Annotated in this window: 23 protein-coding genes; all 23 read left to right on the top strand. The window is 66.3% G+C overall.

Going from position 1 to position 12,099, the window contains the following annotated elements; translation table 11 throughout:
- Window positions 1-225 precede the first annotated feature (225 nt).
- The 23 genes from rpsJ to IE170_RS04775 all read left to right on the top strand — a co-directional run bounded on the left by rpsJ (window position 226) and on the right by IE170_RS04775 (window position 12,032).
- Window positions 226-534 (top strand): 30S ribosomal protein S10, encoded by a 309-nt coding sequence (rpsJ, locus tag IE170_RS04665; RefSeq protein ID WP_003948644.1) that lies wholly within the window; start codon window positions 226-228, stop codon window positions 532-534.
- Window positions 535-548: 14 nt separating this feature from the next.
- Window positions 549-1,193, top strand: coding sequence for a 50S ribosomal protein L3 (rplC, locus tag IE170_RS04670; protein WP_114053734.1), 645 nt, complete (start codon window positions 549-551; stop codon window positions 1,191-1,193).
- 4 nt (window positions 1,194-1,197) lie between these two features.
- Window positions 1,198-1,848, top strand: coding sequence for a 50S ribosomal protein L4 (gene rplD / locus IE170_RS04675; protein WP_125540845.1), 651 nt, complete (start codon window positions 1,198-1,200; stop codon window positions 1,846-1,848).
- Entirely contained in the window at window positions 1,848-2,171 is a 324-nt protein-coding gene (gene rplW / locus IE170_RS04680; RefSeq protein WP_114053736.1) for a 50S ribosomal protein L23, read from the top strand. Before rplD ends, rplW begins: the two co-directional genes overlap by 1 nt.
- A 40-nt stretch (window positions 2,172-2,211) precedes the next feature.
- Window positions 2,212-3,048, top strand: coding sequence for a 50S ribosomal protein L2 (gene rplB, locus IE170_RS04685; RefSeq protein WP_114053737.1), 837 nt, complete (start codon window positions 2,212-2,214; stop codon window positions 3,046-3,048).
- A gap of 12 nt (window positions 3,049-3,060) precedes the next feature.
- Window positions 3,061-3,342 carry a 30S ribosomal protein S19 gene (gene rpsS / locus IE170_RS04690; RefSeq protein WP_114053738.1) on the top strand — a complete coding sequence of 94 codons (282 nt, stop codon included), beginning with the start codon at window positions 3,061-3,063 and terminating at the stop codon, window positions 3,340-3,342.
- 43 nt (window positions 3,343-3,385) lie between these two features.
- Complete coding sequence (gene rplV / locus IE170_RS04695) at window positions 3,386-3,733, top strand: 50S ribosomal protein L22 (RefSeq protein ID WP_030201575.1); 348 nt, start codon at window positions 3,386-3,388, stop codon at window positions 3,731-3,733.
- Window positions 3,733-4,572 (top strand): 30S ribosomal protein S3, encoded by an 840-nt coding sequence (gene rpsC / locus IE170_RS04700; RefSeq protein ID WP_114053739.1) that lies wholly within the window; start codon window positions 3,733-3,735, stop codon window positions 4,570-4,572. The genes rplV and rpsC overlap by 1 nt, the downstream gene beginning before the upstream one ends.
- A gap of 5 nt (window positions 4,573-4,577) precedes the next feature.
- On the top strand, window positions 4,578-4,997 hold the full coding sequence (rplP, locus tag IE170_RS04705) for a 50S ribosomal protein L16 (protein WP_125540843.1): 420 nt from the start codon (window positions 4,578-4,580) through the stop codon (window positions 4,995-4,997).
- Window positions 4,997-5,221 (top strand): 50S ribosomal protein L29, encoded by a 225-nt coding sequence (gene rpmC, locus IE170_RS04710; protein ID WP_125540842.1) that lies wholly within the window; start codon window positions 4,997-4,999, stop codon window positions 5,219-5,221. Before rplP ends, rpmC begins: the two co-directional genes overlap by 1 nt.
- On the top strand, window positions 5,221-5,502 hold the full coding sequence (gene rpsQ / locus IE170_RS04715; protein WP_079429300.1) for a 30S ribosomal protein S17: 282 nt from the start codon (window positions 5,221-5,223) through the stop codon (window positions 5,500-5,502). The genes rpmC and rpsQ overlap by 1 nt, the downstream gene beginning before the upstream one ends.
- A gap of 103 nt (window positions 5,503-5,605) precedes the next feature.
- Entirely contained in the window at window positions 5,606-5,974 is a 369-nt protein-coding gene (rplN, locus tag IE170_RS04720) for a 50S ribosomal protein L14 (RefSeq protein ID WP_003956455.1), read from the top strand.
- Window positions 5,975-5,976: 2 nt separating this feature from the next.
- The gene (rplX, locus tag IE170_RS04725; RefSeq protein ID WP_114053742.1) at window positions 5,977-6,288 is read left to right on the top strand and encodes a 50S ribosomal protein L24; all 312 of its coding nucleotides are present in this window, start codon (window positions 5,977-5,979) and stop codon (window positions 6,286-6,288) included.
- Window positions 6,288-6,839, top strand: a complete 552-nt coding sequence (gene rplE / locus IE170_RS04730; RefSeq protein WP_189808023.1) for a 50S ribosomal protein L5 — start codon at window positions 6,288-6,290, stop codon at window positions 6,837-6,839. Before rplX ends, rplE begins: the two co-directional genes overlap by 1 nt.
- A gap of 5 nt (window positions 6,840-6,844) precedes the next feature.
- On the top strand, window positions 6,845-7,030 hold the full coding sequence (locus IE170_RS04735) for a type Z 30S ribosomal protein S14 (RefSeq protein ID WP_003956452.1): 186 nt from the start codon (window positions 6,845-6,847) through the stop codon (window positions 7,028-7,030).
- 218 nt (window positions 7,031-7,248) lie between these two features.
- Window positions 7,249-7,647 (top strand): 30S ribosomal protein S8, encoded by a 399-nt coding sequence (rpsH, locus tag IE170_RS04740; protein WP_042812335.1) that lies wholly within the window; start codon window positions 7,249-7,251, stop codon window positions 7,645-7,647.
- Between the two features lie 20 nt (window positions 7,648-7,667).
- On the top strand, window positions 7,668-8,207 hold the full coding sequence (rplF, locus tag IE170_RS04745) for a 50S ribosomal protein L6 (protein WP_114053744.1): 540 nt from the start codon (window positions 7,668-7,670) through the stop codon (window positions 8,205-8,207).
- 4 nt (window positions 8,208-8,211) lie between these two features.
- Window positions 8,212-8,595: a 50S ribosomal protein L18 gene (gene rplR / locus IE170_RS04750; RefSeq protein ID WP_114053745.1), complete on the top strand. Its 384-nt coding sequence runs from the start codon at window positions 8,212-8,214 to the stop codon at window positions 8,593-8,595.
- 45 nt (window positions 8,596-8,640) lie between these two features.
- The gene (gene rpsE, locus IE170_RS04755; protein ID WP_179173317.1) at window positions 8,641-9,243 is read left to right on the top strand and encodes a 30S ribosomal protein S5; all 603 of its coding nucleotides are present in this window, start codon (window positions 8,641-8,643) and stop codon (window positions 9,241-9,243) included.
- The gene (gene rpmD, locus IE170_RS04760; protein WP_005313525.1) at window positions 9,243-9,425 is read left to right on the top strand and encodes a 50S ribosomal protein L30; all 183 of its coding nucleotides are present in this window, start codon (window positions 9,243-9,245) and stop codon (window positions 9,423-9,425) included. Before rpsE ends, rpmD begins: the two co-directional genes overlap by 1 nt.
- 2 nt (window positions 9,426-9,427) lie before the next feature.
- A complete protein-coding gene (rplO, locus tag IE170_RS04765) occupies window positions 9,428-9,883 on the top strand; it encodes a 50S ribosomal protein L15 (RefSeq protein WP_114053747.1) in 456 nt (151 codons plus the stop codon).
- A 188-nt stretch (window positions 9,884-10,071) separates the two neighbouring features.
- Window positions 10,072-11,385 carry a preprotein translocase subunit SecY gene (secY, locus tag IE170_RS04770; protein ID WP_189808024.1) on the top strand — a complete coding sequence of 438 codons (1,314 nt, stop codon included), beginning with the start codon at window positions 10,072-10,074 and terminating at the stop codon, window positions 11,383-11,385.
- The gene (locus IE170_RS04775; RefSeq protein ID WP_125540839.1) at window positions 11,385-12,032 is read left to right on the top strand and encodes an adenylate kinase; all 648 of its coding nucleotides are present in this window, start codon (window positions 11,385-11,387) and stop codon (window positions 12,030-12,032) included. Before secY ends, IE170_RS04775 begins: the two co-directional genes overlap by 1 nt.
- Window positions 12,033-12,099: the final 67 nt, after the last annotated feature.

Raw genomic sequence — 12,099 nt, forward strand, 5'->3', positions numbered from 1 at the left:
TTCCGGGAAGCGTCAGCACGGTGCCGGCCAGGCGCTCGGCGGGTGTTCCTCCCCCGAATCGCGGTCCTGGGACCGCACCCCCTTGGACAGGGAATTTCCGTATGGGAATTTTCTCAGAGGGAGTGCGACACGCCCGACCGCGGGGGTCGGAGAGGAGCGGTGGAGGGATCCACAGCCGGCCGAGGGCCAGAGCGTTTCCACAAGAGACAGGACTACGGAGTAGCCATGGCGGGACAGAAGATCCGCATCCGGCTCAAGGCCTACGACCACGAGGTCATCGACTCCTCGGCGAAGAAGATCGTCGAGACGGTGACCCGCACTGGTGCGTCGGTCGCGGGCCCGGTGCCGCTGCCCACTGAGAAGAACGTGTACTGCGTCATCAAGTCGCCGCACAAGTACAAGGACTCGCGCGAGCACTTCGAGATGCGCACGCACAAGCGCCTGATCGACATCCTCGACCCGACGCCCAAGACCGTTGACTCGCTGATGCGCCTGGACCTTCCGGCCGGCGTCGACATCGAGATCAAGCTCTGAGAGGCGTCGAGAAGATGGCAAAGCAGATCAAGGGCGTCCTGGGCGAGAAGCTCGGCATGACCCAGGTCTGGGACGAGAACAACCGTGTCGTCCCGGTCACCGTCGTCAAGGCCGGCCCCTGCGTCGTCACCCAGGTCCGTACCAACGACACCGACGGCTACGAGTCGGTCCAGATCGCCTTCGGCGAGATCGACCCGCGCAAGGTGAACAAGCCCCTCAAGGGCCACTTCGCCAAGGCCGACGTCACCCCCCGCCGCCACCTGGTGGAGCTCCGCACCTCCGACGCCGCCGAGTACACGCTCGGCCAGGAGATCACCGCGGCCGTGTTCGAGTCCGGCGTCAAGGTTGACGTCACGGGCAACAGCAAGGGCAAGGGCTTCGCCGGTGTCATGAAGCGCCACAACTTCCGGGGCCTCGGCGCCGGTCACGGTGTGCAGCGCAAGCACCGCTCCCCCGGTTCGATCGGTGGCTGCGCCACCCCTGGGCGCGTCTTCAAGGGCGTGCGCATGGCTGGTCGTATGGGCAACGAGCGCGTCACCACCCAGAACCTGACCATCCACGCGGTGGACGCGGAGAAGGGTCTGCTCCTCATCAAGGGCGCGGTCCCCGGTCCGAACGGCGGCCTCGTCCTGGTCCGTACCGCGGCCAAGGGGGCTTGAGGTAATGAGCACCATTGACATCCTTTCGCCGGCAGGCGACAAGGCCGGTACCGTCGAGCTCCCCGCGGAGATCTTCGACGCGAAGACCAGCGTTCCGCTGATCCACCAGGTCGTCGTCGCGCAGCTGGCCGCGGCCCGTCAGGGCACGCACAAGACCAAGACCCGCGGTGAAGTCCGTGGTGGCGGCAAGAAGCCGTACCGCCAGAAGGGCACCGGCCGCGCCCGTCAGGGTTCGACCCGCGCTCCGCAGTTCGCCGGCGGTGGCGTCGTCCACGGCCCCGTGCCGCGTGACTACTCGCAGCGGACCCCGAAGAAGATGAAGGCCGCCGCCCTCCGCGGTGCCCTCTCGGACCGTGCGCGCCACTCCCGCATCCACGTCGTCACCGGCGTGGTCGAGGGTGCCGTCTCCACCAAGGCCGCGAAGACGCTGTTCGGCAAGATCACGGAGCGCAAGAACCTGCTCCTGGTCGTCGAGCGTGCCGACGAGGCCGCGTGGCTGTCCGCCCGCAACCTGCCCCAGGTGCACATCCTGGAGCCGGGCCAGCTGAACACGTACGACGTGATCGTCTCCGACGACGTGGTCTTCACCCAGGCCGCGCTGGAGTCCTTCGTGTCTGGCCCCAAGGCCGATGAGACCGAAGGGAGCGACGCCTGATGTCCGAGGCGACCGTTACCAGCAAGACCTTCACTGACCCGCGCGACCTGCTGATCAAGCCGGTTGTCTCGGAGAAGAGCTACGCGCTGCTGGACGAGAACAAGTACACGTTCATCGTCGCGCCCGGCGCCAACAAGACCCAGATCAAGCAGGCCGTCGAGGCGGTCTTCTCGGTCAAGGTCACCGGGGTCAACACGATCAACCGCCAGGGCAAGCGCAAGCGCACCCGCACCGGTTTCGGCAAGCGTGCCAACACCAAGCGCGCCATCGTGACCCTCGCTGAGGGCGACCGTATCGACATCTTCGGCGGCCAGGCCTCCTAACGGAGTCCTGAGTCGTCCGGAATCGGACGAGGACTGAGAAATGGGTATCCGCAAGTACAAGCCGACGACCCCGGGCCGTCGTGGCTCCAGCGTCGCCGACTTTGTCGAGATCACGCGGTCCACGCCGGAGAAGTCGCTGGTCCGCCCCCTGCACAGCAAGGGCGGCCGTAACAACACCGGTCGTGTGACCGTTCGCCACCAGGGCGGTGGCCACAAGCGCGCCTACCGCGTGATCGACTTCCGTCGTCACGACAAGGACGGCGTGCCGGCCAAGGTCGCGCACATCGAGTACGACCCCAACCGCACCGCGCGCATCGCGCTGCTGCACTACGCCGACGGCGAGAAGCGCTACATCATCGCGCCGCGCGGCCTCCAGCAGGGCGACCGGATCGAGAACGGCCCGACGGCCGACATCAAGCCCGGCAACAACCTGGCGCTGCGCAACATCCCGGTCGGTACGACCATCCACGCCATCGAGCTGCGTCCCGGCGGCGGTGCGAAGTTCGCCCGCTCCGCGGGTGCCTCCGTGCAGCTGCTTGCGAAGGAGGGCACCATGGCCCACCTCCGCATGCCGTCCGGTGAGATCCGTCTCGTCGACGCCCGCTGCCGCGCCACGGTCGGCGAGGTCGGCAACGCCGAGCAGTCGAACATCAACTGGGGCAAGGCCGGCCGCATGCGCTGGAAGGGCGTCCGCCCGACCGTCCGCGGTGTCGCGATGAACCCGGTTGACCACCCGCACGGTGGTGGTGAGGGCAAGACCTCCGGTGGTCGCCACCCGGTCAGCCCGTGGGGTCAGAAGGAGGGTCGTACTCGTTCGCCTAAGAAGGCCTCGAACAAGTACATCGTCCGCCGCCGCAAGACGAACAAGAAGCGCTAGGAGCGGGTTTAGATGCCGCGCAGTCTCAAGAAGGGACCCTTCGTTGACGGCCACCTCCTGAAGAAGGTGGACGCCCAGAACGAAGCCGGTACCAAGAACGTCATCAAGACCTGGTCCCGTCGCTCGATGATCATCCCCAGCATGCTGGGTCACACGATCGCGGTGCACAACGGCAAGACGCACGTCCCGGTGTTCGTCACCGAGTCCATGGTCGGCCACAAGCTCGGCGAGTTCTCGCCGACTCGCACCTTCCGCGGCCACGTCAAGGAAGACCGGAAGTCGAAGCGCCGCTAGAAGCGGGGTGGGAACGACTATGACTTACACCGAAGGGACAACCATGGAAGCCAGGGCCCAGGCGCGGTACATCCGCGTCACGCCCATGAAGGCCCGCCGCGTGGTGGACCTCATCCGTGGCATGGATGCCACGGAGGCTCAGGCGGTCCTGCGTTTCGCCCCGCAGGCCGCGAGCGTGCCGGTCGGCAAGGTGCTGGACAGCGCCATTGCCAACGCCGCGCACAACTACAACCACACGGACGCCTCCTCGCTGTTCATCAGCGAGGCGTTCGTTGACGAAGGCCCGACCCTGAAGCGGTTCCGTCCGCGCGCCCAGGGCCGTGCCTACCGGATCCGCAAGCGGACCAGCCACATCACCGTGGTCGTCAGCAGCAAGGAAGGAACCCGGTAATGGGCCAGAAGGTAAACCCGCACGGGTTCCGGCTCGGCATCACCACCGACTTCAAGTCGCGCTGGTACGCCGACAAGCTGTACAAGGACTACGTCAAGGAAGACGTCGCCATCCGTCGGATGATGACGTCCGGCATGGAGCGCGCCGGCATCTCCAAGGTCGAGATCGAGCGCACCCGTGACCGCGTGCGTGTGGACATCCACACCGCTCGTCCGGGCATCGTCATCGGCCGCCGCGGCGCCGAGGCCGACCGCATCCGCGGCGACCTCGAGAAGCTCACCGGCAAGCAGGTCCAGCTGAACATCCTCGAGGTCAAGAACCCCGAGCTCGACGCCCAGCTGGTTGCCCAGGCCGTTGCCGAGCAGCTGTCCTCCCGCGTCTCCTTCCGCCGTGCCATGCGCAAGAGCATGCAGGGCACCATGAAGGCCGGCGCCAAGGGCATCAAGATCCAGTGTGGCGGCCGTCTCGGCGGTGCCGAGATGTCCCGGTCCGAGTTCTACCGCGAGGGTCGTGTGCCGCTGCACACGCTGCGCGCGAACGTGGACTACGGCTTCTTCGAGGCCAAGACCACCTTCGGCCGTATCGGCGTGAAGGTGTGGATCTACAAGGGCGACGTCAAGAACATCGCCGAGGTTCGCGCCGAGAACGCTGCGGCCCGCGCGGGTAACCGCCCGGCCCGCGGTGCCGGCGCTGGCGACCGTCCCGCCGGCCGTGGTGGCCGCGGTGGCGAGCGCGGCGGCCGTGGTGGCCGCAAGCCGCAGCAGGCTGCCGCTGCCGAGGCCCCCAAGGCCGAGGCCGCTGCCGCCGCTCCGGCCGAGAGCACCGGAACGGAGGCCTGACCGACATGCTGATCCCTCGTAGGGTCAAGCACCGCAAGCAGCACCACCCCAAGCGCGGAGGCGTCTCGAAGGGTGGCACTGAGGTCGCATTCGGCGAGTACGGCATCCAGGCGCTGACCCCGGCGTACGTGACCAACCGCCAGATCGAGGCCGCGCGTATCGCGATGACCCGCCACATCAAGCGTGGCGGCAAGGTCTGGATCAACATCTACCCGGACCGTCCGCTCACGAAGAAGCCCGCCGAGACCCGCATGGGTTCCGGTAAGGGTTCCCCGGAGTGGTGGATCGCGAACGTGCACCCGGGCCGGGTCATGTTCGAGCTGTCCTACCCGAACGAGAAGATTGCGCGTGAGGCTCTGACTCGTGCGGCCCACAAGCTGCCGATGAAGTGCCGGATCGTCAAGCGCGAGGCAGGTGAGTCGTGATGGCGGCCGGTACCAAGGCGTCGGAACTGCGCGAGCTGGGCAACGAGGAGCTCGTCGCCAAGCTGCGTGAGGCCAAGGAAGAGCTGTTCAAGCTCCGTTTCCAGGCGGCCACTGGCCAGCTGGAGAACAACGGCCGGCTCAAGGCCGTCCGCAAGGACATCGCCCGGATCTACACCCTGATGCACGAGCGCGAGCTCGGCATCGAGACGGTGGAGAACGCCTGATGAGCGAGAAGAACGTGACTGAGAAGACCGAGCGCGGCTTCCGCAAGACCCGTGAGGGCCTGGTCGTCAGCGACAAGATGGACAAGACCGTCGTCGTCGCCGTTGAGGACCGCGTCAAGCACGCGCTGTACGGCAAGGTCATCCGCCGTACGAACAAGCTCAAGGCCCACGACGAGCAGAACGCTGCCGGTGTCGGCGACCGTGTCCTCATCATGGAGACGCGTCCGCTGTCGGCGAGCAAGCGCTGGCGCATCGTCGAGATCCTCGAGAAGGCCAAGTAATCACCTGAGGGGACTTCCCTCAGGTTCGTTCCGCCAGGCTCGGTGGGGGCCCGCCTCGCAGTGAGGCCCCCGCCGGGAACCGGCAGACAATCAGGAGATAGACGTGATCCAGCAGGAGTCGCGACTGCGTGTCGCCGACAACACTGGTGCCAAGGAGATCCTTTGCATCCGTGTTCTCGGTGGCTCCGGTCGCCGCTACGCGGGCATCGGTGACGTCATCGTCGCCACCGTCAAGGACGCGATCCCCGGTGGCAACGTGAAGAAGGGTGACGTCGTCAAGGCGGTCATCGTTCGCACCGTCAAGGAGCGCCGCCGCCAGGACGGCTCGTACATCCGCTTCGACGAGAACGCCGCCGTCATTCTGAAGAACGACGGCGACCCTCGCGGCACCCGTATCTTCGGCCCCGTCGGCCGTGAGCTGCGCGAGAAGAAGTTCATGAAGATCATCTCGCTCGCGCCGGAGGTGCTGTAAGCATGAAGATCAAGAAGGGCGACCTGGTCCAGGTCATCACCGGCAAGGACAAGGGCAAGCAGGGCAAGGTCGTCGCGGCCTTCCCCGCCGAGAACCGCGTCCTCGTCGAGGGTGTCAACCGGGTCAAGAAGCACACCAAGGCTGGGCAGAACCAGGCCGGCGGCATCGTGATCACCGAGGCCCCCGTCCACGTGTCCAACGTCCAGCTGGTCGTGGAGAAGGACGGCAAGAAGGTCGTCACCCGCGTCGGTTACCGCTTCGACGACGAGGGCAACAAGATCCGCGTTGCCAAGCGCACGGGTGAGGACATCTGATGGCTACCACTCCGCGTCTGAAGACGAAGTACCGCGAGGAGATCGCGGGCAAGCTGCGTGACGAGTTCCAGTACGAGAACGTCATGCAGATCCCCGGCCTCGTCAAGATCGTCGTGAACATGGGTGTCGGCGACGCCGCCCGTGACTCGAAGCTGATCGACGGCGCCATCCGCGACCTCACCACGATCACCGGTCAGAAGCCGGCCGTCACCAAGGCCCGCAAGTCCATCGCGCAGTTCAAGCTGCGCGAGGGTCAGCCGATCGGTGCCCACGTCACCCTCCGTGGCGACCGCATGTGGGAGTTCCTGGACCGCACCCTGTCGCTCGCGCTGCCGCGCATCCGCGACTTCCGCGGCCTGTCCCCGAAGCAGTTCGACGGCCGTGGCAACTACACCTTCGGTCTCACGGAGCAGGTCATGTTCCACGAGATCGACCAGGACAAGATCGACCGCGTCCGGGGTATGGACATCACCGTGGTGACCACGGCGACCAACGACGCTGAGGGCCGCGCGCTCCTCCGTCACCTCGGCTTCCCGTTCAAGGAGGCGTAAGCGAGATGGCGAAGAAGGCTCTCATCGCGAAGGCTGCCCGCAAGCCCAAGTTCGGTGTGCGTGCGTACACGCGCTGCCAGCGCTGCGGCCGTCCCCACTCCGTGTACCGCAAGTTCGGCCTGTGCCGCGTGTGCCTCCGTGAGATGGCTCACCGTGGCGAGCTGCCGGGCGTGACCAAGAGCTCCTGGTAATCCCTTCACCCCTTGGGTGTTGAGGGTTCCGGAAGCTCTCGGTAAGCATCTGGGCCGGCGGAGTGCCCAGCCCCATGGCGTAGGCTAGTGGGGTTGGGCGTCCGCCGCCCGTCGACTTACTACGCCGTAGGTCCCCGCGCCGCACCCGTCCCGCCCCTGTGTGGGGAGAGGGATGGCGCATACAGGAAACCCCGGCGAGAGAGGCCGAAGGCCGATTCATGACCATGACTGACCCGATCGCAGACATGCTCACTCGTCTGCGTAACGCTAACTCGGCGTACCACGACTCCGTCGTGATGCCGCACAGCAAGATCAAGTCGCACATCGCGGAAATCCTCAAGCAGGAGGGTTTCATCACCGGCTGGAAGGTCGAGGACGCCGAGGTCGGCAAGAACCTCGTCCTCGAGCTGAAGTTCGGTCCGAACCGCGAGCGCTCGATCGCCGGCATCAAGCGAATCTCGAAGCCGGGTCTGCGTGTCTACGCGAAGTCCACCAACCTGCCGAAGGTCCTCGGCGGCCTGGGCGTGGCGATCATCTCCACGTCCCACGGTCTCCTGACCGGCCAGCAGGCGCAGAAGAAGGGCGTGGGTGGGGAAGTCCTCGCCTACGTCTGGTAGTCGGGAACGGAGGAAAAGCTATGTCTCGTATCGGCAAGCTCCCCATCCCGGTTCCCGCCGGCGTGGACGTCACCATCGATGGCCGCACGGTCGCGGTGAAGGGCCCCAAGGGTCTCCTCTCCCACACCGTTGCCGCCCCCATCGAGATCGTTAAGGGCGAGGACGGCGTTCTGAACGTCACCCGTCCGAACGACGAGCGTCAGAACAAGGCCCTCCACGGCCTGTCCCGCACGCTGGTGGCCAACATGATCACCGGTGTGACCCAGGGATACACCAAGGCGCTCGAGATCAGCGGTGTCGGTTACCGCGTGGCCGCGAAGGGCTCCGCCCTGGAGTTCCAGCTCGGCTACAGCCACCCGATCCTGGTGGAGGCCCCCGAGGGCATCTCCTTCAAGGTCGAGTCGCCGACCAAGTTCTCGGTCGAGGGCATCGACAAGCAGAAGGTCGGCGAGGTCGCCGCCAACATCCGCAAGCTGCGGAAGCCCGACCCGTACAAGGCCAAGGGCGTCAAGTACGCGGGCGAGGTCATCCGCCGCAAGGTCGGAAAGGCTGGTAAGTAAAGCCATGGCATACGGTGTGAAGATCGCCAAGGGCGACGCTTACAAGCGCGCTGCGAAGGCGCGCCGCCACATCCGCATCCGCAAGAGCATCTCGGGTACGGCGGAGCGTCCGCGCCTCGTCGTGACCCGCTCGAACCGCGGTATCACCGCCCAGGTCATCGACGACCTCAAGGGTCACACCCTTGCGTCGGCGTCGCACCTGGACGCGTCGGTCCGCGGCGGCGAGGGTGACAAGTCCGCGCAGGCCAAGCAGGTCGGCCTCCTGGTCGCCGAGCGCGCCAAGGCCGCCGGTGTCGAGGCCGTCGTGTTCGACCGCGGTGGCAACAGGTACGCCGGGCGCATTGCCGCTCTGGCTGACGCCGCCCGCGAAGCCGGGCTGAAGTTCTAAGCCCCGGTTCCGGGACTCACGGACGTAACAGAGAGAGGTAATCCAATGGCTGGACCCCAGCGCCGCGGCAGCGGTGCCGGTGGCGGCGAGCGGCGGGACCGGAAGGGTCGCGACGGTGGCGCTGCCGCCGAGAAGACCGCTTACGTTGAGCGCGTTGTCGCGATCAACCGTGTCGCCAAGGTTGTGAAGGGTGGTCGTCGCTTCAGCTTCACCGCGCTGGTCGTGGTGGGCGACGGTGACGGCACCGTGGGTGTCGGTTACGGCAAGGCCAAGGAAGTTCCCGCGGCCATCGCCAAGGGTGTCGAGGAGGCGAAGAAGAACTTCTTCCGCGTCCCCCGCATCCAGGGCACCATCCCGCACCCGGTTCAGGGCGAGAAGGCCGCGGGCGTCGTCCTGCTGAAGCCTGCTTCCCCCGGTACCGGTGTTATCGCCGGTGGCCCGGTGCGCGCCGTTCTGGAGTGCGCCGGCGTTCACGACATCCTGTCGAAGTCGCTCGGCTCCGACAACGCGATCAACATCGTGCACGCGACCGTGGAGGCCCTCAAGGGCCTGCAGCGTCCCGAGGAGATCGCGGCCCGCCGCGGTCTGCCGCTCGAGGACGTCGCCCCCGCGGCTCTGCTCCGTGCGCGTGCTGGGGCGGGTGTGTGATGGCCCGCCTCAAGATCACGCAGACGAAGTCGTACATCGGCAGCAAGCAGAACCACCGCGACACCCTGCGTTCGCTCGGGCTCAAGCGCCTGAACGACGTGGTCGTCAAGGAGGACCGCCCCGAGTTCCGCGGCATGGTGCACACCGTCCGCCACCTCGTGACGGTTGAGGAGGTTGACTGATCATGGCTGAAAGCAGCCCGCTCAAGGCCCACAACCTCCGTCCCGCCCCGGGCGCCAAGACCGCCAAGACCCGTGTGGGTCGTGGTGAGGCGTCGAAGGGTAAGACGGCAGGTCGTGGTACCAAGGGTACGAAGGCCCGCTACCAGGTTCCGCAGCGCTTCGAGGGTGGGCAGATGCCCCTCCACATGCGCCTGCCGAAGCTGAAGGGCTTCAAGAACCCGTTCCGCACCGAGTTCCAGGTCGTGAACCTGGACAAGCTGGCCGCGCTTTACCCGCAGGGTGGCGAGGTCACGGTGGCCGACCTGGTCGCCAAGGGTGCGGTTCGCAAGAACCAGCTCGTCAAGGTCCTGGGCCAGGGCGAGATCTCCGTGGCGCTGACGGTTTCGGTGGACGCCGTTTCCGCCTCCGCCAAGGAGAAGATCGCCGCCGCCGGCGGCACCGTCACCGAGCTCGTCTGATCCAGACGACCACGTGACACACAGCTAGAAACCCGACCGGGGATGCCTCACATATGGGGCATCCCCGGTTGGTCGTTCCACGGGGGGCGCAGTCGCCGGTAAGGTGGCCTGCACCTTTGCTTGTACGTATTCGTCGAACCTCAGACCGTCACCTCTGACGCAGTAGCGCGGGGGTCGCAGGAGGCACCGTGCTCACCGCGTTCGCCCGGGCGTTCAAGACGCCCGACCTGCGCAAGAAGCTGCTCTTCACGCTCGGCATCATCGTGCTGTTCCGGCTCGGGTCCCACATCCCGGTACCCGGCGTGAGCTACAAGAACGTCCAGATCTGCGTCGACCAGGCCGGGAGCAGCAACGGGCTCTTCGGTCTCGTCAACATGTTCAGCGGCGGTGCGCTGCTGCAGATCACGATCTTCGCGCTCGGGATCATGCCGTACATCACGGCGAGCATCATCCTGCAGCTGCTGACCGTGGTCATCCCGAAGCTGGAGACCCTGAAGAAGGAGGGCCAGGCCGGTACTGCCAAGATCACGCAGTACACGCGCTACCTGACGGTCGCCCTCGCCATCCTCCAGGGCACCGGCCTCGTCGCCACCGCCCGCACGGGCGCCCTCTTCCAGGGCTGCCCGGTCGCCTCGCAGATCGTCCCCGACCGCTCCGTCTTCACGACCATCGTCATGGTCGTCACCATGACCGCGGGCACCTGCCTCGTCATGTGGCTCGGTGAGCTCGTCACCGACCGCGGCATCGGCAACGGCATGTCCATCCTGATGTTCATCTCGATCGCCGCCGGCTTCATCGGTGCGCTGTGGCAGATCAAGCTCCAGGGCAAGATCGCCGACGGCTGGGTCGAGTTCGGCGTGGTGATCCTGGTGGGCCTCGCGATGGTGGCCCTGGTGGTCTTCGTCGAGCAGGCGCAGCGCCGCATCCCGGTGCAGTACGCGAAGCGCATGATCGGCCGGCGCGCGTACGGCGGCACCTCGACCTACATCCCGCTCAAGGTGAACCAGGCCGGTGTGATTCCGGTCATCTTCGCCTCGTCGCTGCTCTACATCCCGGCGCTCGTCGTGCAGTTCAGCGGATCCACCGCAGACTGGGCGGTTTGGATCCAAAAGCACTTCGTCACGGGCGACCACCCGTACTACATCGCCACCTACTTCCTCCTGATCGTCTTCTTCGCCTTCTTCTACGTGGCGATTTCGTTCAACCCCGAGGAAGTTGCAGACAACATGAAGAAGTATGGTGGGTTCATCCCGGGTATCCGCGCCGGTCGACCCACCGCCGAATACCTGAGCTACGTGCTCAACCGGATCACCTGGCCGGGGTCGCTGTACCTGGGTCTGATCGCTCTAGTGCCGACGATGGCGTTGGCCGGCTTCGGAGCGAACCAGAACTTCCCGTTCGGCGGGACGAGCATCCTCATCATCGTGGGTGTGGGTCTGGAAACCGTGAAGCAGATCGAGAGCCAGCTCCAGCAGCGCAATTACGAAGGGTTCCTCCGCTGATGCGTATCGTCCTCGTCGGACCGCCCGGTGCGGGCAAGGGAACGCAGGCCGCGTTCCTTGCGAAGAACCTGTCGATCCCGCACATTTCCACGGGCGACCTGTTCCGGGCCAACATCAGCCAGAACACCGAGCTGGGCCGCCGTGCCAAGGCGTTCATGGACGCCGGCGACCTCGTCCCCGACGAGATCACCATCGGCATGGCCAAGGACCGCATGGAGCAGCCGGACGCCGAGAAGGGCTTCCTGCTCGACGGGTTCCCGCGCAACGTCTCGCAGGCCGAGGCGCTGGACGTCATGCTCCAGGCCGCGGGCATGAAGCTGGACGCCGTCCTCGACCTGGAGGTCGAGGAGGACGAGGTGGTCAAGCGCATCGCCGGCCGCCGGATCTGCCGCAACGACTCCGCGCACGTCTTCCACGTCGTGTACGCGGCGCCGAAGACCGAGGGCGTCTGCGACAAGTGCGGCGGCGAGCTGTACCAGCGCGACGACGACTCCGAGGCCACGGTGCGGACGCGGCTGGAGGTCTACCACACGCAGACCGAGCCGATCATCGACTACTACAAGGCGCAGGGCCTGCTGGTGACCATCCCGGCCCTGGGCGAGGTCGCGGACGTCACGCAGCGCGCGATGGACGCCCTGAAGAAGTAGTACCCCCTGTGGTGCAGGTCGGCCGCGGTGTCCCGAGGACGCCGCGGCCGTACTGTTGAGTGACCCC

This window comes from Streptomyces toxytricini (assembly GCF_014649915.1).
Lineage (GTDB): Bacteria > Actinomycetota > Actinomycetes > Streptomycetales > Streptomycetaceae > Streptomyces > Streptomyces toxytricini.